This is a genomic window from Tenacibaculum xiamenense (genome assembly GCF_964513065.1).
In the GTDB taxonomy this organism is placed as follows: Bacteria; Bacteroidota; Bacteroidia; order Flavobacteriales; family Flavobacteriaceae; genus Polaribacter; species Polaribacter xiamenense.
Map to the genome: position 1 here is coordinate 109,869 of NZ_CAZEQU010000039.1, position 20,434 is coordinate 130,302.

The following is a 20,434-nucleotide window of genomic DNA, read 5'->3' on the forward strand; positions in this document are numbered from 1 at the left end:
ATATATTGGTAGCCTTTTCTTTCCCTATAATATAGTTTAATTCAAAACTTATAAATTACGCTAGTCTGAAAACCAATATGGTAGGGATTAGTACTTTGGGAAAAATTTCCTTCTAAGTTTAGATGTTGTTTATAAAATACTTCCAGGTTAAAATCAAAGTGTTTATGTATTTTATACTGAGTAGATAATCCTAAGTTTAATGTTATATTGGTTTGGTTAAGTCTGTTGTTATAACCAATTCTAAGTTTATGATTATTTTCATTCGTAATATGTATACCATTTGCATGCAAATACATAAAGCTAGAGCCACCAATCGCATGTAAATTATATTTTCCGCTGATCAGTGTGGTTTTTCCCTCGAATAGGAACTCTAAATATTCTACATTATGAGAAAAGTTTATGTTAGAACTATTGGTCAAAAATCTAGTTAATGCATTGTTAGTGATTTCCTTTGATATGGAAGGAGTATTGGATATTTTAGAATTAATTTCACTTGGCGAATTAACCTCTATATTATTTATTCTCTTCTTAATAAGATGTCTATATAGACCAATTCGAATAGCATTTCTCTTACTGAATTGATAACTTGCAGTCAGACCATATTGAATGGCATAGGAACCGTTTCTTGTGTTTGTATTGAATTGGTTATCCAACATAGTATTTATCGAATTAGCGTTAAAATAATTTATTCCCGTGCCTGCACTTAAACGCAACTTAGACTCCTCCGGAATTATTTTTTCAAGAATAAAAGGTTCTGGTTTTTTATTGCTAATCGGTGGGATTTCATTTTTAAGATCCAATTTAGCGATGTTTTTTTGCTTCAGTATGAACGAGGAAATTAGTTTTGGTTTGAGTAGAATTATCCTCTTGGCTTCCTTGTTTCGATATTTCTTTTGTTTATTTGTTGTGGTGGATTGGACAGGTTCTGCAATCGCTTTATAGGTTGGTGATGAACTTTTAAAATTTGGGTCTTTATTACTATTTGTTAGATTGGTGTTCGTATCTATTTTTTTCGTATGATTTGTTGGAAATAAAAAATAAGTTCCAAATCCAATAATAAGAAGTAATAAGAGAGATAATAATAACTTATTTCTTTTTGATGGTCCTTGCGTTATTTGTGCTGATATACCTTCCCATACTGAATCATCTGGTGTAGCCGAAAAATTATCTAATCTTTCTTTAAAAGCTTTTCCTATTTCCTTATTATCTTTCATATGAGTATTTTGTTTGTTTATATTTTTCTACCCTCTCTTTTAATATTTTTTTCGCTCGGGATACATTAGATTTTGAAGTTCCTTCTGATATAGATAATAAATCACCTATTTCTTTGTGCGTATGATTGTCCAACTCGTAGAGGTTAAAACATATTCTATATTTATCAGGTAAATTTTGAATAAAACCTAGAATGATACTAAGGGGAATATTTTCCATCGTTTCTGTTTCTACCGTAGTATACAATTCTCTATCTTCCACCCATGGTTCTGTATAAATATTTTTTTTATATCTGTCAATTGCCTTATTAATCGTAATTCTTTTCATCCATCCTTCAAAAGAACCTTGGTATTTGTACTTTTGAATAGCATCAAAAATGGCAATAAAACTTTCTTGAAGGTTGTCCTTTGCTTCCTCTTTATTAGTGCAATATTTCAAGGATATACCAAACAATATATCTTTATATTTTTTATAAAGTATACCTTGCGCCTTAAAATCCTTTTTAGCACATAATCGAATTAATTCTTCTAATTTCAATGTGGTCTATCTCTTTTGTGCAAATTACTACTGATTCTCAATCCTCTTTAAGTTAAGCTTTTATTTACTATGTATCCTAAAAATACAGATTAGTGGCAGTTTATAAAGTGTCAATCAACTTTGTCAAATGCTACAATACAAGTTCCTCCAGATCCTTCTTGGAATTTGGTGTCATCAGAAGGCAAATAAAATGCATAGTCTATCCATCCATAACCTTCATTTCCCCATTCTGTACCCCAAGAGTTTATAAATTTAAATGCCTTTATGTCATCATCATAACCTACAATTAAAACAGCATGACCGCAATCTATAACGGGTTCCGTGGAAAATGATCTTGCAATGGTTTCTCCATCTTCTTCTTGAAAAATTAAATTTTTCCAGTCTAAACCTGCTATTACTGGCTTCTTATCCACAAGAAGTGCTTTCATAATATTGATAACCGTGTAGTTAGGGTCTGTATTGTCCTCTGGAACGCTAGTCAAAAAGTAATCTTCAATCTTATTTTTAGCTGCTTTTTCTAGTAAAGTTGCATCCGGTAAATTAGTACATTCCTGATCGGAATAAGGAAAATCACTCCAAGTATTTACCCCCTGTGTTTTTAACAGCTCTAAAGCTCTTGGTATAACAGAACCAGCGTCGCAATTGCCGCCTACTAATTGATTATAGATAAAAGCTGGACTCATCACATGTTCATAAGTAGTATAGTCATATCCATGTTGAATTTTCTCATGGTAGCTCTTTAAATAGTAAGTGGTTGCCCAAGCTGTGCAACTACCCTGGATTCCTTGACTTCTAACAGGTGGCATATCCGCTGATAAATCTGAAAAATTTGGTAATTCCTCGGGTATAGTGATAGGATCTAAAATAGGAACGGTTTCTTCTCCTTTACCTTCCGGACTACAAAGACCACATTTTCTTGGGTCATTTTCTGATGGTTCGGCCTCAATAGTATCTGGAACAGGAATAGTGTTATTATTATTTTCACTCAATGGATTGAAAAGTAATGAGTGCTCTTGACAGTTTTGCATTAGGAAAATAAGGGTACAAATGAGTATCAAAGTATTGTACCTTTTTGTTTTATGCTTTTTAGAAATAATTTTATTTTGCATTTCGGTTGATATTAGTTTATTTTTCAATCTTTCGTTTTAAAGTATGGTCGCTAACCAAGTTCCCGAAGGATGTACTTTGTGTTCAAATCTGGCAATTATTTTATTTTCTTTTAGAAAACATCTAAATATGTTCTTGGTTTCTTCTATATCGGATTTATTTATATTATAGGTTGATTCTATTTCGTTTTATCCACCCTTTGAAAGAACCTTTATTCTTGTATTTATTGATATTATTAAGAATTTCAATAAATGAATCTTGAAGATTATCCTGAGCTTCTTCTCTATTTTTGCAATATTTTAGAGAGAGATGGAACAAGATGTCACTATATCTTCTATAAAGAAGTTCTTGCGCCTTGAAATCCTTTCTTTTACATAACTGAATTAGTTGTTTTAACTCCAATTTTTTATTGCTTTTTCTAAGTTGATTTTTTGATATATATTAAAAATACAGTTAACTATACTTAGTTCCTCTTTGAATAGATAGTATTTTAAACCACGGATTTTTGTTCATGGCTGTTCGTAAATAAGTTCTTAGAAGGAATGTTAATTTTTATCTTGGAATAGCCGACCAAGTTCCAGATGGAAGATAATAATGATTATAGCTTCCAGATAATAACACTTCATCAAGTATTCCAGAAAAAACGTAAATGGCCTCTGAAAGACTATCGTTCGTACCATTAAAAATATATGTTAATTTGTTTCCATTTAGTAACCAACTTCCATAATGGGTGTATTGGGTACTTCCATCAGGAAGTACTTCTTCAAATTTAGCACTGCGATCTTCATAAAAATTAACTATTGAATTTATGGTATAACCACCTTGATTTGGAAAATATATGTCTAAATTCCATTCTGTATTGACTAAAGATTGAGTTTTTATATCCAATTCATCACTATACCATGTTCCTTTTGGATCTATTACGTAGGCCTTAAAATAGTATTTAGTATCAGGGAGTAGATTCTTGATTTTGAAATTATCGTTAAATGTATTAGATAGAACAGTATTATTGTTTTTTGATACATTTGGTGTTGTACTATAGCAGATACCTAATTCCGATATTTCATTTAAATCATAATGACTTAAGATCTTAGAGTTTATTTCAACAGATGTAAAACTTGTATTTTCTGTGTTAAGAATTTCAACTATAGTTGGTGGAGCTATATCTAAGGTGTTGTTTTCGCAACCAAAAGATAAAAGTGTAATTAGGAGAACCCAAAGTTGGAAGGATTTAATTTTTTTCATATTAAAACATTATTAAGGTGTTTGTTTAATAGTCTGTTAAGTTTTAATATGGTTGCGTCATAAAATGAAAAAATCGTTTAACAAATAGTGAGTTAAACGATTTTTTTATGATTTTATTCAAAAAGACTTCTAGCTCTTGTTAGCTTCTTTCTCTTTGTTTTGATCTTGTCTTGGCTTTTTTTCTTGCCTAGGTGGTCTAGGAAGCAAAGCTTTTCTTGAAACTTTCTCCTTTCTAGTCTTAGGGTCAACACCAAAGTATTTTACATCAATAACATCACCAATTTTAACAACATCAGTCACGTTATTTGTTCTTTCCCAAGCTAGCTCAGAAATGTGTAATAAAACTTCATTACCAGGAGCTTCCATATATTCTACAACAGCACCAAAATCAAGAGTTTTTACAACTTTTACTTCGTATACACTTCCTCTATTTGGTTTAAAAGTGATTGCCTGAATTCTAGCCAATACTTTATCAATACCTTCTTGGTTTGTTCCTAAAATTTCAACAATACCTTCTTCAGTTGCTTCATCTTCATTAATTACAATAGTAGTTTCAGTTTCCTTTTGTAATTCTTGAATGTGCTTACCTCCAGGTCCAATAATTGCACCAATGTATTCACCAGCAACTCTAACTGTAACCATTTTTGGAGCGTGTGCTTTTACATCAGCATTTGGCTCAGCAATAGTATCTGTTAATTTCTCTAAAATATGTAAACGACCATCACGAGCTTGCTTTAATGCTTTTACTAAAATCTCGTAAGAAAGTCCTTTAATTTTAATATCCATTTGACAGGCAGTAATACCGTCAGCAGTACCAGTTACTTTGAAGTCCATGTCTCCTAAGTGATCTTCATCTCCTAGGATATCAGATAAAACAGCGTAACGATCACCGTCAGAAATTAATCCCATAGCGATACCTGATACAGGCTTCTTTAATTGAACCCCAGCATCCATTAATGCCATAGTACCAGAACAAACAGTAGCCATAGAAGACGAACCATTAGATTCTAATACTTCTGATACAACACGAACTGTATAAGGACAGTCTTCAGGAACCATTCCTTTTAATGCACGTTGTGCAAGGTTTCCGTGTCCAATTTCACGACGAGAAGTTCCTCTTAATGGACGAGCTTCACCAGTTGAAAATGGAGGGAAGTTATAGTGTAAATAAAAACGCTCTTCATCTTGAATAGTTGGAGAGTCAATCATGTTAGCATCTCTTGACGTACCTAAAGTAACCGTTGCTAATGCTTGAGTTTCTCCACGAGTAAATACCGAAGATCCATGAGTTCTTGGTAGATAATTTACCTCACACCAAATAGGTCTAATATCGGTAGTAGTTCTACCATCTAAACGAAGCCCTTCATTTAATGTTAAGTCTCTAACTGCTTCTTTATGAGCTTTACTGAAATACTTAGAAATTAATTCTCCTTTTTCTTCCAATTCTTCCTCAGAATAACCAGCTAATATTTCTTCTTTTACTTCAGAAAAAGCTAAACCTCTTTCTTGTTTAGAAGTACCCTTTTTAGCAATGTCATAACATTTCTGATATGCAGCTTCTCTAATAGTAGCTTCTAATTCTTCATCAGTTTCTTCAGCTTCGTACTCACGAGTTTCTTTTTTACCTACAGCTTCAGCTAAAGCAACCTGAGCTTCACACTGAATCTTAATAGCATCATGAGCGAAACGTATAGCGTCTGCCATTTCTTCTTCTGAAACTTCATCCATTTCACCTTCAACCATGGCTACGAAATCTTGAGAAGCACCAACCATTAAGTCCATATCGGCTTCTTTTAATTGATCATAACTTGGGTTAATGATAAACTCACCATTAATTCTTGCAACGCGAACCTCCGAAATAGGAGCTTCAAATGGAATATCAGATAACTGTATTGCAGCAGATGCAGCTAATCCAGCTAAAGCATCTGGCATCACATTTTCGTCATGAGACATTAATTGAATCATCACCTGAGTTTCAGCGTGATAATCTTTTGGGAAAAGAGGACGTAAAACTCTATCAACCAAACGCATGGTTAAAATTTCTTCGTTGCTTGGTCTAGCTTCACGTTTCATAAAACCACCTGGATATCTTCCAGAGGCCGCAAATTTTTCTCTATAATCAACCGTTAAAGGTAAAAAATCAATACCAGGATTTGCTGTTCTTGCTGATACTATTGTAGCAAGTAACATTGTGTCTCCCATTCTAACAACAACAGAACCGTCTGCTTGCTTTGCTAATTTTCCAGTTTCTAACGTAATGGTTCTTCCATCTCCAAGTTCTATGACTTGGCTAAATACTTTTGGAATCATAAATGTTTTTCTAAAATTTTAATTTGTTGTTTGTGTTGTTGTGTTGTTGTGTATGTTGTTGTTTCAATGGAAGTGTGAAATCTTTTTTAAGAAAGAATTCGATTTAAAGGTAGGTAAAATATTTGAAATACTTGCAATAAAAAAGAGGCAGGAATTTCCTGCCTCTTAAAGGATTATTTTCTAATACCTAATTCTTTGATAATCGCACGATATCTGTTGATATCTTTTTTCTTCAAGTAGTCTAATAAACTTCTACGCTTACCAACCATCTTTACTAATGAACGCTCAGTGTTAAAATCTTTACGATTTCTTTTTAAGTGCTCTGTTAAGTGGTTAATTCTAAATGTGAACAAAGCGATTTGTCCTTCTGCCGTACCAGTATCATTATTTCCTTTACCGTGCTTAGCAAAAATTTCTTGTTTTACTTCTTTAGTTAAATACATGCCAATATTGTTTAAATGATTATTATGTACTCAATGATTTTTCATTGAAGCTGCAAATGTACAATTATTTTTTAAATATATCTTATAAGATTATTATCACATTTGTAAGCCATAAAATATAGTAACAACTGTAGTTATTATTAATAGTATATATGGATAAATGATTCATTAACAATTAGCACCTGTAGACTTCTAAAGAAAAAGTAAGTTAATTTAATTTTGAAATACTTATTTTTTCCAATGTTATTTTAGCATTTCCAGCTCCATTCTTTTTTATAATTACTTCGAAATTTTTAGCTGAATGTATTAAGTCATCAGTAATAAAATAGGAAAAATTTAAATTAACTCCTGATTCTCCAATAGTGTGGTTTTCTCCAGTGCCATGATCATGAGCCACTCCGAAAAAAGTCATTGAACCAACATATTCATCTTCTTTATCTGGGTAACGAAGAAAAACATTATAATAATCATCTGGTTCTTTATAGGTCACTACACTCAAGTTTAAAATAAGATGGGGTTTGGTAGAATCACTTTTTAATATTCTATTGGTTCTTCTAGTAAATTTGTTATTTACCTTATGGGAAAAAGCTACTCCTTTAATAATTTTTCCAACTTTCTGCTCCCATACTATTTCTCCTTTAGAGTCTTGAATAGGAATTTTTTGTTCTTTAGATAAGTTATTGGATGCAAATAGAGGAGGAGTATCTGAAGTATATAAAAAGGAGTCGTATGTATATCCTAAGTTGAAAATAATATCATACATTTCTTTTACAGTATAGGTAATTTGTTCTCCATTTGGTTTAATAAAGTTATATTCCCAAGGATAGGCTTCTAACTCTTTTAACGTAGGGCGAGGTTTACCAGGGAGGCGATCCCATGATTCCCAAATACGGTCAACCATGCTATGGTGTAACCAAAATACAGGGTCAAAACCAGCTGAAGGAACCAAGGCCATTAAACCAGACTCTTCTTTTTGGTAGATTTGGTTAAAGAATAATTCAGGTTTAGGTTCCGCATATGTTCCTCCAATTAGATCATGCATAAACCCATGAGGGTTAATTTCCATCATTTTGCTAAATCCAGCATCACTCACAAAAATTGGGTTGTTTTTTAATTCTTGAATACTTAACCTTATTGTAGCTGCTTTATCTTTAGGTATGCTCTGCCCTTGATTTAAGATAGTATACCTGGCACTTTCAAATAGAGATGATCCTTTTTGCCTGATTTTTTCAGGCATAATATTGTCTTGGCCATAGTTCCAATAGGGGAGAGCGAAGTCTTGTTTACCGGATAGCTCTCTTACTATTTGCTCAAAGTACCAAATATACATTCTGTGCCAAAGTAAAAAGTGTAGCTGAGCAGCTTCTGTATTAATATGGGTGCAATTTCCCCAAGCAAATAATTTATCCTTGCTCGTTTGATATTCTGGACATAATTTGTTTTTGCCATTGATTTCATTGGGTATGTTGTGAATAGCTCCTTGATAATACCAGGACAACCCATTTTCGCATTTCATTTCTCTCATTTTTTCAAGAGCAATTTTCATGGCTTTTAAATCGGCTTGAGCTTCTGGTGAAGAGGCGTTTTTACGGACGTACTTGACTACGTGTTGGTTTTGACCATAACTTAAACCGATGGTCAAAATAGTTAAAAATAAAAGGGTAGTTTTTTTCATTTGGTTGATTGTTATTTGTAAACTGTATTTTTATTATTGATATAATGGCTAGTTTTTAGTTTAAACTAAACTGTTAATTATTGGTTTTAGAGGAATGCAACTTCAAAAGTTAAAATTTCAAAGTAGCTTGGATTTGAAGTATCGTAGATTTTAAACTTAACAACTCCTTTGCCTTTTTTTTTCGGAGACATCACATGAATTGCAATGAAACCTTGTTGGTCTGGATTCAATTTTTTGAAACTGGAACCTTTGGGAATCCCAATTTGGCAGGCTCCATGCTGACACATAGAACTATCCCATTCTTTAGGAAAAGAGTTATAAATGGTTTCCCATTTCAAAAAAATTGGTTCATCTGAAATGTTTTCTACATTAATTTTGGAAATTTCAAGTCTTTCTTCTTTGGATAATGATTCTTTATTTAGGTCATTTCCTACTATTTTGAAGGTAGGATTGTTTTGACCTGATACTATTGCCACAAGCCCTAAAGAAAATAGAAGTAATAAAATTGTTTTATTCATATAATAGCTTTTTAAGGTTAATAGAAAATTGGTATATGAGCTTTATAAATCGTTTTTTTTGAGTTTTTTATAAAATGATATGTTATTTTTTCATGTTTAGAGACCTCTTCTAAAGAAATTAAAAGATCGATACTATCTCCTGTGCATAGTATTATTTTACTAGTACTTCCTTCTTTACTGTATGCCTTTCTCGTACCAGAAATGACTTTAATATTTACAATATTGGGAAACAGAACTTCATGTTTGTACAAACCAGCGTTTATTAACCTGAGAAAAACGGGAGTTTTCTTGTTTTCATAGCTTTGTAATCCTTTTATTGACTTTATTCTTTTTCCATTTATTAGGAATGTTTTAGGGTTATATAAAGGTGTTATGATTGGATTGTTGAGTTCGCTATGTTCTATATCCATAAGTTTATTTGTATGCCATTTTTTATCTATTTCGTAACTACAGAATAATTTCTCAGTTATGTTCTCTTTAATTTGAGATATAGACTTTTTTGATTTTACGATGATTACACCAAACATACCTGCCTGAAGGTTGAAGGGATAGTTTTCTGGACTGTAATATAAATAGGTGCCTTCTTTATTAGCAGTGAAAGAATAATAACCATGTTCCATGTGATCTATTGGAGTTGATTTGATAGAAACCCCATTCTTATTCTGTTGTTCAAAAGGAATATTTTTGCAATATATTGAAACTGGGTTTCCTTGTGATATATTCCAAAAATCAATTTTTACCTTATCTCCATTTTCAGCTTTAATAATAGGACCAGGTAAAGTAACTTCTTTGGAAAGCGCTTTACTAAATCCAAAAACTCTAATTTGTTTGTTTTTTGTAATTGAAAGTTTGCCTGTTGTTCTTCCTATCAATAATAATTCTTGCTGAGAGAATGTATGACTACCGTATAATAGAAGAAATATTGTAGCAAAACTTACTGGTTTTAAAAAATGTTTCATACAAAAAATGTTAAAAAAGCACTTATTTAAAAGTAAATATGGAGAGTTATTTCATTCAATATTAAATAAGTCCTTAAATGTTATGTATTTGATCACAAAGTGATCATATAAGGGTATAAGTCCATATTGTAACAGATCTATTTTTAGTGCTCTTCTTAGAAAGAAGTCAGGTTAAATAGAATTTTTGATGTATAGAAACTTGGAGTAAAAGGAGGTCTTTTTAAGAATTGAATCTGTAAAATATTTAAAATCAATAGAAAATGTGGATGAGTATTTTAAAAAAATATACGGGTGTGTGGTTTAGTGTTTTGATAATTAAATATTTATATGTATTTTGAGGTGGGAGACTTCGGCGAATTAATAACTAAAAACTTAACACATGAAAAATTTTATAGTTAATTTGCTATTCATTTGTTCTATTTTCACTTTACATTCTCAAAATCAAACTGACATTTCAATTTTTGACAACCCGAATACATTGCAGGTTAATGTGAATGATTTTGGTGCGGTTGCTAACGATAACGGTTTCGACGATTCTGCAGTCGTTGATGCTATTAATTATGCGATAGCAAATTTGGGAGAAAACAAAACTGCTGTGATTAATTTCGAAGAAAATGGTTTATATCGTTTTAACTCGAATTCAACAAGTTTAATGATGTTCCAGTTTAACGGTTCCAATTCAACAATTAATATTAAAATTAATGGGAATGGAGCTACGCTTATGTCGCATCAACTAAACAAAGGTTTTTTTCGGATGAGTAAGTTCAATTTCGTTTATTTTACTGATCTAACGTTTGATTTTATTGAAATGCCTCATTCAATATCAAAAATTACAAGTATTGACACTTCTAATAATTCAATAATTGTTGATTGGTTATCAAATTCAAATACTATAAAACCAGATCATTCTATTTTTTCAAGCGGTACTTTATCTTCTGACTTTGGTTTCTTTTTAAATTCTGGAGATAAACATGCTCATCTAAAAGGAAAAATTGTAGACAATTCTTTGATAACCGTTCCTACAAGAGAGATAACAAGGTTATCTGGAAATTCGTATAAAATAGATTTTGCCCGAGCTGATCATATAGAAGGAATTTCAGAAGGAGATTTATTTTTGTTAAAGGCAAGAACCAACGGATCTACTACCTTTAGATTGGACAGAGCTAATCATGTGGTTTTCGACAATATTACTATTTATGCTTCTTCAACAGGAACCTTTAACGTTAGTGAGAGCAATGATTTAAGTTTTAATAATATTAATATCAGACCTAAAAATGGTCGGATTTATGCCACCAATGCAGATGGTTTTCATTTAAAGAATAACAGAAAAATTCGTATTACGAACTCTCACGTTGAAAGTATTGGTGATGATGTTATTAACATCTCTCAATCTTCTAAATCTAGAATAGAATCTATTTCAGGGAATGTGGCTACTCTTCCTTTGCATGCCTATTTTACATATAAAGTAGGTGATAACATTGCTTTTTATGATGCTATTAGTGCTAATATTGAAGAAAGAGCAAATATTACTGCCATTGATACTGTAGGAGGAAAAAGAACCTTTACATTTTCTAAACCAATTCCTTCAAACTATACTAAAGATTCTGACGAAAGGTTTTGGGTTCAAAACTATGGTTTTAAAAATGTTACCATTTCAAATAATACCTTTATGAAAAGTAGAAGGCATGGAATTTTGGTTCGATATGGAGATGTGAGTATAACCAATAACTTAGTACGTTTAAATTCTGGAAGTGCGGTTTCTCTGAATATTGAAAACGGAACAACGGGAAATTTTAAAGAAGGCTTTCTGAGCAACAATGTTACTATTTCAGATAACATTTTTCAAAGAAATGCATTTAATTCAAGATATCTTTCACTGGATGAACCTGTATACAATGCTGATATAAGTATTTTTGTTAGAGGACAAGGAACTCCAACAAAAAAAACTAGAATAAATAAAATTAATATTCTAAATAATCAATTTAAGAATTGGAATAGAAAAGCGATACTAGCTACTAGTACAAGGAACTTGGTTATTAAAAATAACATTTTTGAAAGAAGGTTAAAGTTAGGAGTAAATGAATCGGTAATTGAGTTAGACGCGATATGGAAAGGTGAGGTGTCAGGCAATATTTCATTTAGAGATTCAGAAGACGACCGAGATTTGGTTTCTACAACTTCAGATACGAAAAAAGTTACCATCAATAATAACTGTGTTACTTCAGGAGCAATGTCTAATTGTTCCAAGAGAGCAAAATCGATTTCAGATATTAAAAAAACAGATAAAATAGATTCATTAATTTATCCTAACCCGAGTAATGGTTTAATTCAATTCAGTGAATCAGGTTTTGTACAACTATATACAATTCAAGGACGTTTGATATCCAGTTTTAATGTTACAGATAATAAAAGTTACACCATTACTGATGCACCTCAAGGAATGTATGTAATAAGATTCACCGCTTCGGAAAAAAACGAACCAATTACAAGAAAGATTATTATCAATAAATAGATCAGTTAGCAGAAACAAGTTTAGGAGTTAATATATCATTTGATAATATTGACTCCTTTTTTTGATGCCTACGGAGAAAACAACTTCTTTGTAATTAGATTGAAAGCGAAAAAACAGAAAACCCCGATAAAGATATTTAACAGATCTTTTTCGGGGTTTTCATTTGAAAACAAAAGTCTAATGAAGAGCTTTTTTCGTATATATTTTTATTCGTTACTATCCGACAACATCTCGGGTGTAGCCACTGTTCTAAATCCTTTATGATCAGAAGCTGAATCAAAACTGGATCCCATTCTCGCCGAAATCCTGAAGCTTGCACAATATGAAGCATGACATAAAAAAGATCCACCTTTTATAATGTGTTCTTTTTCATATGGATTATTAGGATTAAATGGTTTTTCCGCTCCTTTTGGATTGGATATAATTTCAGAAGTGCCAATTTCATTGTAATAGGTTACATTGAAAAAATCGCTTGTAATTTCCCATACATTACCTAACATATCGTAGATGCCAATGCTATTAGGAGGGAATGATTTAATGGGTGAAATAAACCCAAAGCCGTCTTTTGCCTCGTTTTTAATAGGAAATTGTCCTTGCCAAGTATTAGCATTACTATTTAATTGTTCAAAATCATTACCCCAAGTAAATATAGAATTGGTCGAACTTCCTTGAGCAGCTGATTCCCATTCTGCCTCAGTTGGTAATCTCCTGTTAGCCCATTTACAATAAGCAACAGCATCTTCATAGGCAATATGAACTACGGGATAATTGCCTTTGTTTTCAATAGAACTTTCTGGACCTTGAGGGTGTTTCCAATTAGCACCAATTTTCCATGTCCACCATTGTGCATAATTTCCCATGTTGGCTACCAGATTGACATTTTTATTAAAAACTAAGCTTCCGGGTTGTAAGATTGAATCGTGAGGTTTAGGTGTTCCAGGTGGAAGCGTTTTTTTCATTTCTTCCCAATCAATAGATCTCTCAGCAACGGTAATGTATTTTGTTGCATTCACAAATTTTTCAAATTCTTTGTTTGTTACTTCCGTTTCATCAATAAAAAAACCATCAACAATAACTCGATGAGCAGGTTTTTCTCTATTCATAGCATAATTATCTCCATCTTTGGCCCCCATTAAAAACGATTTAGATGGTACCCAAACCATTCCTTTCGGGGTTTTTATGTTTTCATAATTAGTACTTTCCATATTTTTTGCTTGTGATGATCTATCAGATTTGCAACCTATTAATGAAATAAAAACTGCAAGAGATAAGAGAATATTTTTCCTTTTAGAATAAATACTCTTGCGATAATTTTTGGTAGATCTATTACGAGTCATAAGAATTATAATTTGTACTAATCAAATTTAAAAAATTAAGGAGCTCAATAAAGTTTTAGCTCTAAACAGTTTAAATGCGCATTTCAAAGTTATTGTTTTTCAAAGTCTGAGTCGTTTATCCAGCCTGATTTAACTTTTTCTCCGCGCATATAGCGCTCATAGAAATGCGCATTTCTATCCGGAACATAATTATCAAAAACTTCTCCTTTTCCATAGATCCTTGGGTCGTTTTGTTTTTTCAATTCAGATTCCAGTAAACTCCTTAATTCTGTTTTAACTTTTTGATATTGTTCTAATGAGGCAAGATTATTTAAACAACTTTCATCATCGCCCAATTTAAATAGTTCTTCTTTAGGGTGTTTTCCAAAATTTTGTTTCCAATATTCTTGGTTTTTACCGCTTCTATTTAGGTTTAAAATTTCCGTTTTTGTAGGGCTTCCATCGGTATTTGTATATCCAGTTTCAGGATTTCCAGCGGGCCATCGATCATTTTCATAGTTCATCAAATACATAAATCCATTTTTTACAATTCCTCTAACAGGGTAACCTGTATCATTTGGTCTTCCGACGTCATGTCTTTCCTGACCAAGTATTACATAATCATCTTTTGCAGGAACAACATCACTTTTATTTGAATTAAAAAAACGTTTTAAGCTTTTACCTTCAATAGGCTGCATTCCTAAATCTTGAGCGTTATAACCAGCTAAATCAATGAATGTAGCTGCGAAGTCAATAAAACTAACATAGTCTTTTATAACTCTACCTGGATTTTTGATTCCATTAGGCCACATAACGGCCAGAGGCAAATGATTTGAATGTTCGTAGCTCAAACCTTTCACTCTAGGGAAAGGCATTCCGTTATCGGATGTCACAACAATAATTGTGTTTTCAAGTTCCCCCGTTTCTTTTAATACCTTTAAAAACTGCCCTAATTGTTTGTCAAAATATTCCAATTCAAAGGCGTAGTCTAAAATATCATTTTTAACAACTTCGGATTGTGGCCAATAAGGGAAAACCTTCTCTAATTCTGAGAGTTTTTTCTTTCCAACCTTTACTCCAGAGCCGTACTCGTAATCTCTATGAGGTTCCTTTCCTCCGTACCAAAAACAAAAAGGTGTACCTTCCTTTTTTTGCTCTAAGAACTTCTTAAAGTTTGCTGCGTAATCAACTTTAGAAATTCCAGTTGTTGGGGCTTTTTTCTTAATTTTATTATACTGTTTTACAATAAGTTCTCGTTTACTACCGTCTTTATTCAATGAAGATCCTGGAGCCCATCCTTTGCCTGTATAACCAACGAAATATTCTTTTTCTGAAAGTGCTTCAGGATATGTTTTAAATTTAGTCGGAAAATAAGCTAAATGATTGGCGGCGGCTTCAAGTTGCCAAGTATTTCTACCTGTAAGAACAATAGATCTTGAAGGACCACATTTTGCATTTGGAGTATAAGCATTTTCAAATAACAAGCCTTTTTTAGCAATTTCATCAAATGCAGGTGTGCTGCACCAAGTATTTCCATAAGCACTCATATGCTTCCATGTGGCATCGTCTGCAATACAAAATAGAATATTTGGCTTTTTAGCTGTTTTTGTAACTTGTGTAAAACCACAAGAACTTAGAAAAAACAGGCCAACTAATAGAAAGAAAGGTTTCATAAAATTATATTTTTTATCATGTTATTCAACTCCAGAATATGAGGTAACTCCCATTTTGGATTCCCATTGAATTAATTTATTAATGAGTTTCTCTACAACTTTTGGTTTTTCTTTAGAAAGATCATTTTGCTCTTTAATATCTTTGGTAATGTTAAAAAGCTTTACTTTTCCACTTCTATATGCTAAAAGCTTCCAGTCTTTTTCTCGAACAGAAACATAGAGATCTTCATAAGCTCTATATGCATATATTGGATCACGTTTTAAATAATCGTTGTTTTTAATTGTATGAAGTAAAGAGATACCATCAATGTTTTTATAGTTGGAGGTATTTCCACCTGCAATTTCTACCAGAGTAGGGAATAGGTCTGTTGATTGAACCAAAGAGTTATTTATACTGTTTGGAGAGGTAATTCCAGGCCAGTATAGGAAAAAAGGAACTCTTGAACCTCCTTCAAATAAAGCCTCAGACATTTTTCCTCCTCGAAAAGGAAGATTCTCAAAGTATCCACCTTGGTCCGAAAGAAAAATTAGAATCGTCTCTTTTTCTATTCCTTTTTGTTCTATGGCTTTTATGATTCTACCAACTGATTCATCTGTTGCTTTTACCATAGCTGCATAATGAGCGTACTTTCCCTTTAAACCTTTTGATTCAAAATGATCAACTAAATCTTTACGTCCTTGATGAGGTGAGTGAACGGAATAATAAAAGAACGATACCATAAAAGGTTGTTGTTTATCATATTTTGAAATAAAATTTACTGTTTCGTCAGTTAGCTTATCCGTTAGGTATCTACCTTTTGAATCCGGAAAAATTGTGTCCTGATTAAAGTAAGGTGGATAATACGATTTTGGGTGTCCAAAATTTGACGTTCCAATTTGTTGATTAAAGCCTTGTTTGTTGGGATGGAACTTTTCATGACCCAAATGCCATTTACCAACAAATAAATTATAATAACCTAGTTTCGAAAGTGCTTCCGCATAAGTAGTGTTTTCGAGAGGAAGCCAGTTTCTTGATGGAAATTGTGCTGGATCTCTTTTTAAAGTATGAAATTCTTCAGTTGTTTGTCCAAATCGGTTAAAACCATGTTTTTTCCCTCCTGGAATATGGCGAACTAACTTTAATCTGGCTGGATGTTGACCAGTTACTAATGTTGCTCTGCTAGGACTGCATGTTGGACTTGCGATGTAAGCTTGTTCAAAACTTATTCCAGATTTAGCTAGTTTATCAATGTTTGGAGACTCAAAAATTGAGTTCCTTAAACCGAGATCAGACCAGCCCAAATCATCCACAAAAAAGAGGACAATATTAGGTTGAGTATTTTGTTTTAATTGATGTGTTCTATTTTTCGTTTGCCCGCAACTTTCAAGAGTAAACATTAAAGACAATAGAAAAAAAACATAACATACCGTGATGATTTTCATTATTTTTTTTGTTCTCATTGTAAGACTGTAGTTTTTAATTAGGATTTATTAATTTTCGAACACTAAATTTGAATTATTGTTTTTATAGATGACACTGCTTTCGAGTGACAGATCATTTGGGTTTCTATTAAATGTATTTGATTTAATAACCGTGTTAACTGAGCATTCTATAGAAAGCGCATGTTTGTTATATGAAAAGGAGTTGTTTGTAATTGATATGTTATTTAAACCTTTCCAATTTGTTGGCGTAACACCGCACCATTTCCCCTTCGCTTCAGGATTTTTTAATTTTAAAACACGTAAAGTGATAGTAGCTGCACTGGGATTATTAAGATAAACATAATCGTATCCACAATTAGAAAAGGTGTTTTTATGAACTACAATGTTTTGAGCCACAAAGCCTTCTCCCCAATCTACACCATTGTTTATGGTTATAGCTGATTGACTGAGGTTTTCAAAGACATTGTTTTCAATAACCCCATTTGAACTTTGCAAGAGAATTCCATATCTACGAGCATTTTTAAAAACATTGTTTCGTATAACAAATGACTCATTAGATTCCGAATCTAAATAGGCTATATCATGTTTTTTTGTTGTTCCAACATTTAAGGTCGTTTTTAACTCTTCGTTTAAAGTAACCTTGACTTTTGAGTTATCTAATTTCTTAGTACCAATCACTTTGAATTTACCAATTAATTCTCCCGCTCTTGGGTTGTAAATTCTTAGAATGCTTCCCTTTTTTACTTTTTTATTTAATACAATTTCTGTAGGTGAAACTTGATTTAAAATATGCCTTTTTGAAGATTTTAAATTGACAGCATCATCGCTATAGCCTTCGAATAGACAGTTTTCAACCCAAGGTCCAATAGTGCCTCCTTTGATATGTAAGCAATCGGCATTGGCACTGTGAATTCTTCCTTTTTTAAGTTTTACCTTACATCCAATTATACTCCAATCTTTCATTTCACCCGCGTTATACGTTCCCGCAGGACTGCTATAACTTGTTATGTTTAAATAGGTAATATCTTTACTTCGATCGGTTTTAAAAATGGTTCTACCATTTGTTCTTGCAATATGAACATATGAGTCATTTATTTTCATATGTTTTAATAATTTTTGAGACCTTACCGTAATTCTGAAAATCCCCCCGGACAACTCTTCAAATTGCTTTGATTGATAGAGGTTGGGAGCTCCGTCTTTTAACTTGCCGGGGTTCATTTCATCCATGAGCATACCCCACACTCTGGAAGCTTTCTGAAACATTTCATGCTTTAGACTAGGGAAATCATGGTCAATTTTTAAATCGAATGTTTTATTTTTTATATGTACACCCACAATTCTTCCCTGTGTGAAAGGAAGTGGATCATAATCGATGTATAAGTTTTTAACGATAATATTGTTACTATTAAATAAAGAAAAGAAGCCTTTGAGCGGATCGTGAATAACAATTTCAGCTCCGTTTCCATCAATAAGTATATTATTCGCTTTTTTAAGGTTTAATAAGTGAGTTTTGTTTGCATTGGTGTGTAAATCATATACACCTTTATTAAAAATTAGTTTAACAGCTTTTGTTTTATTGGCTGTTTTTTTGCAAAAATTTAAAGCTTTTTGTATTCCTGGTGTATCATCGATACCATCATTTGCTATGGCTCCAAAATCAGAAACTTGAACATTTATTTGCGTTTCCAACTTAGTTAATGGAAGGTTTCTCTTAGTTATGAAATTCGTAGGAACTTCAAATTGATATTGTCCAAATATTGCGGGTGTACAAAGAAACCAAATAATTAAAATGTAGTATCTCGAATTATTTTTATATGTTTTTAATGATAGTATGTTGTTTCCCCAGATCATAAGACTTACTTATTATATTTTATTAATATCCTTGATTTTGAATTAGATTACCGTTAAGATCTATTTGATTTAAAGGAATAGGAAACCATACACGCTCTTCTTTCCAGTTTGATTGTATTATAGGGGCAGTTCGTCTGTTAAAAAAACCTCTTGTTGTTGAAAGGCCTGTTATGGTTTGAGTGAATCTGTTAAACCTAGCCAAATCAAAGCGTCTCCAACTTTCATAACATAATTCGCGTGAACGCTCTTCGATTAGTTCATCTACAAAGTTAGCTCTGTGATAAGCGGTATCTAAATCAGAAACATCTACACCATCATTTACAGCACGTGCTCGTACTTGAGATAAGGTAGTTCTTGCTCCAGCTTCATCTCCAGTGAAGAATTGCGATTCTGCATGTAAGAGTAATATATCTGCATACCTTAAAATAGGCAGATTAATATTTGAAGCCCAATTAGGAAGTATTTTTAATGCTGGATCAACCATTCTATATTTTCCAATTGACATAAAGCCAACATTAGGATGCGGAATAGGTCTTGGAACAAAGTATTTAACACCATTTATAAATTCAAATCTAGTTGAAGAGTTCATGTTCCCTGTAACATTGTGATCTCTTCTAAAATCGCCACTATCATATTTGTCATATAGTTCACTTGCTGGACGATACCATCCTGAACCTCCACCTCTCGTATTTACATTACCTTGCGGAATAAAAGCGTTAACAACAATATTAACCACATTAATAGAAGCATCGCTGCTGGCTTCAGAAGCAAACATAAATTCTTCATACTGTTGTTCTTTCGTTGATTCTCTAAATAGATAATCGTAATTGTCAGTCAGTTGATACCCACTATTTGATATAACATCTTGTGTATACCCCAATGCCGCTGTATAGTGTTCATTACTATTCACCCAATCGAAACTGTTTATATCAAGAAAACCTTGTAGTCCTGAGTTTTTAGCGCTTGCCAAATATGTATGAGCTTTTGCCAATAACCCCGCGGCTGTCCATTTATTTACACGTCCAAGAATTTCACTTCTATGCCCAAGGTTATTATAAGCAAACTCATAATCGGAAATAACAAGTTTGTATACGTTTTCAATAGTATCTCTAGGTAAATTATCATCTAGATTTTCAGAATCGTATACAGGAATTCCTCCATGCATCATGGATAAAATCATATGATAGAATCCTCTTAAAAGTTTCGCTTCGGCAATAATTTCATTTTTTCGGTTTCCAGAAAACCCATCGATATCTTCTATTCTTTCAATAAGTACATTTGCTCTATTGATACCTGCATAAAAGAAAACCCACGATTGATTTACAAAATCACTTTGCGAGGTAAAGGTTCCATCTCCCCATACTGCGTAATTAGGATTAACATTGGGTGATCTTAACAACGCTTCATCGGTGGCCCCATTAAGCATAATCATTAGATTTCGTGAGTAGGTTGCATTATTCCCAAACCCATTAATATTATTAGCAGAAAGGATATTGTATACACCAGTAAGCGCTATTTCTGCTTGATCAGGTGTTTTATAAAATGTATCTGTTGATACAAATGATAAAGGCTCGTTGTCTAAAAAATCATCACTACATGAAGTGAAAACCAAAAGAAATAAAATCGATATGTTTTTAATAAAGTGTCTCATCAT

Annotated in this window: 16 protein-coding genes; 1 reads left to right on the top strand and 15 read right to left on the bottom strand. The window is 32.4% G+C overall.

Annotation, left to right across the window (positions count from 1 at the left end):
• Positions 1-41: 41 nt before the first annotated feature.
• The 10 genes from ACKTTV_RS18255 to ACKTTV_RS18300 all read right to left on the bottom strand — a co-directional run bounded on the left by ACKTTV_RS18255 (position 42) and on the right by ACKTTV_RS18300 (position 10,006).
• A complete protein-coding gene (locus tag ACKTTV_RS18255) occupies positions 42-1,214 on the bottom strand; it encodes a hypothetical protein (RefSeq protein WP_408032315.1) in 1,173 nt (390 codons plus the stop codon).
• Positions 1,204-1,749 carry an RNA polymerase sigma factor gene (locus ACKTTV_RS18260; protein WP_408032316.1) on the bottom strand — a complete coding sequence of 182 codons (546 nt, stop codon included), beginning with the start codon at positions 1,747-1,749 and terminating at the stop codon, positions 1,204-1,206. Before ACKTTV_RS18260 ends, ACKTTV_RS18255 begins: the two co-directional genes overlap by 11 nt.
• Positions 1,750-1,859: 110 nt before the next feature.
• On the bottom strand, positions 1,860-2,858 hold the full coding sequence (locus ACKTTV_RS18265) for a C1 family peptidase (protein WP_408032317.1): 999 nt from the start codon (positions 2,856-2,858) through the stop codon (positions 1,860-1,862).
• A 163-nt stretch (positions 2,859-3,021) separates the two neighbouring features.
• Positions 3,022-3,258: an RNA polymerase sigma factor gene (locus tag ACKTTV_RS18270; RefSeq protein ID WP_408032318.1), complete on the bottom strand. Its 237-nt coding sequence runs from the start codon at positions 3,256-3,258 to the stop codon at positions 3,022-3,024.
• Positions 3,259-3,408: 150 nt separating this feature from the next.
• Complete coding sequence (locus ACKTTV_RS18275; protein WP_408032319.1) at positions 3,409-4,101, bottom strand: hypothetical protein; 693 nt, start codon at positions 4,099-4,101, stop codon at positions 3,409-3,411.
• 129 nt (positions 4,102-4,230) lie between these two features.
• Positions 4,231-6,411, bottom strand: coding sequence for a polyribonucleotide nucleotidyltransferase (locus tag ACKTTV_RS18280; RefSeq protein WP_408032320.1), 2,181 nt, complete (start codon positions 6,409-6,411; stop codon positions 4,231-4,233).
• A gap of 173 nt (positions 6,412-6,584) precedes the next feature.
• Positions 6,585-6,854: a 30S ribosomal protein S15 gene (gene rpsO / locus ACKTTV_RS18285; RefSeq protein ID WP_408032321.1), complete on the bottom strand. Its 270-nt coding sequence runs from the start codon at positions 6,852-6,854 to the stop codon at positions 6,585-6,587.
• A 208-nt stretch (positions 6,855-7,062) separates the two neighbouring features.
• Positions 7,063-8,529, bottom strand: a complete 1,467-nt coding sequence (locus ACKTTV_RS18290; RefSeq protein WP_408032322.1) for a tyrosinase family protein — start codon at positions 8,527-8,529, stop codon at positions 7,063-7,065.
• A gap of 86 nt (positions 8,530-8,615) precedes the next feature.
• Positions 8,616-9,047: a hypothetical protein gene (locus tag ACKTTV_RS18295; RefSeq protein ID WP_408032323.1), complete on the bottom strand. Its 432-nt coding sequence runs from the start codon at positions 9,045-9,047 to the stop codon at positions 8,616-8,618.
• Between the two features lie 17 nt (positions 9,048-9,064).
• Positions 9,065-10,006 carry a multicopper oxidase domain-containing protein gene (locus tag ACKTTV_RS18300; RefSeq protein ID WP_408032324.1) on the bottom strand — a complete coding sequence of 314 codons (942 nt, stop codon included), beginning with the start codon at positions 10,004-10,006 and terminating at the stop codon, positions 9,065-9,067.
• A 379-nt stretch (positions 10,007-10,385) separates the two neighbouring features.
• On the opposite strand from ACKTTV_RS18300, the gene ACKTTV_RS18305 reads away from it, so the two are divergent.
• The gene (locus tag ACKTTV_RS18305) at positions 10,386-12,518 is read left to right on the top strand and encodes a T9SS type A sorting domain-containing protein (protein WP_408032325.1); all 2,133 of its coding nucleotides are present in this window, start codon (positions 10,386-10,388) and stop codon (positions 12,516-12,518) included.
• 206 nt (positions 12,519-12,724) lie between these two features.
• On the opposite strand, the gene ACKTTV_RS18310 is transcribed toward ACKTTV_RS18305, so the two are convergent.
• From ACKTTV_RS18310 to ACKTTV_RS18330, 5 genes are all read right to left on the bottom strand, one after another.
• Positions 12,725-13,723: a formylglycine-generating enzyme family protein gene (locus ACKTTV_RS18310; protein ID WP_408032326.1), complete on the bottom strand. Its 999-nt coding sequence runs from the start codon at positions 13,721-13,723 to the stop codon at positions 12,725-12,727.
• 221 nt (positions 13,724-13,944) lie between these two features.
• Complete coding sequence (locus ACKTTV_RS18315; RefSeq protein WP_408032327.1) at positions 13,945-15,507, bottom strand: sulfatase family protein; 1,563 nt, start codon at positions 15,505-15,507, stop codon at positions 13,945-13,947.
• A 21-nt stretch (positions 15,508-15,528) separates the two neighbouring features.
• Positions 15,529-16,947 (bottom strand): sulfatase, encoded by a 1,419-nt coding sequence (locus tag ACKTTV_RS18320; protein WP_408032328.1) that lies wholly within the window; start codon positions 16,945-16,947, stop codon positions 15,529-15,531.
• A 30-nt stretch (positions 16,948-16,977) separates the two neighbouring features.
• On the bottom strand, positions 16,978-18,780 hold the full coding sequence (locus ACKTTV_RS18325; protein ID WP_408032329.1) for a right-handed parallel beta-helix repeat-containing protein: 1,803 nt from the start codon (positions 18,778-18,780) through the stop codon (positions 16,978-16,980).
• Positions 18,781-18,802: 22 nt separating this feature from the next.
• Positions 18,803-20,434, bottom strand: coding sequence for a RagB/SusD family nutrient uptake outer membrane protein (locus ACKTTV_RS18330; RefSeq protein ID WP_408032330.1), 1,632 nt, complete (start codon positions 20,432-20,434; stop codon positions 18,803-18,805).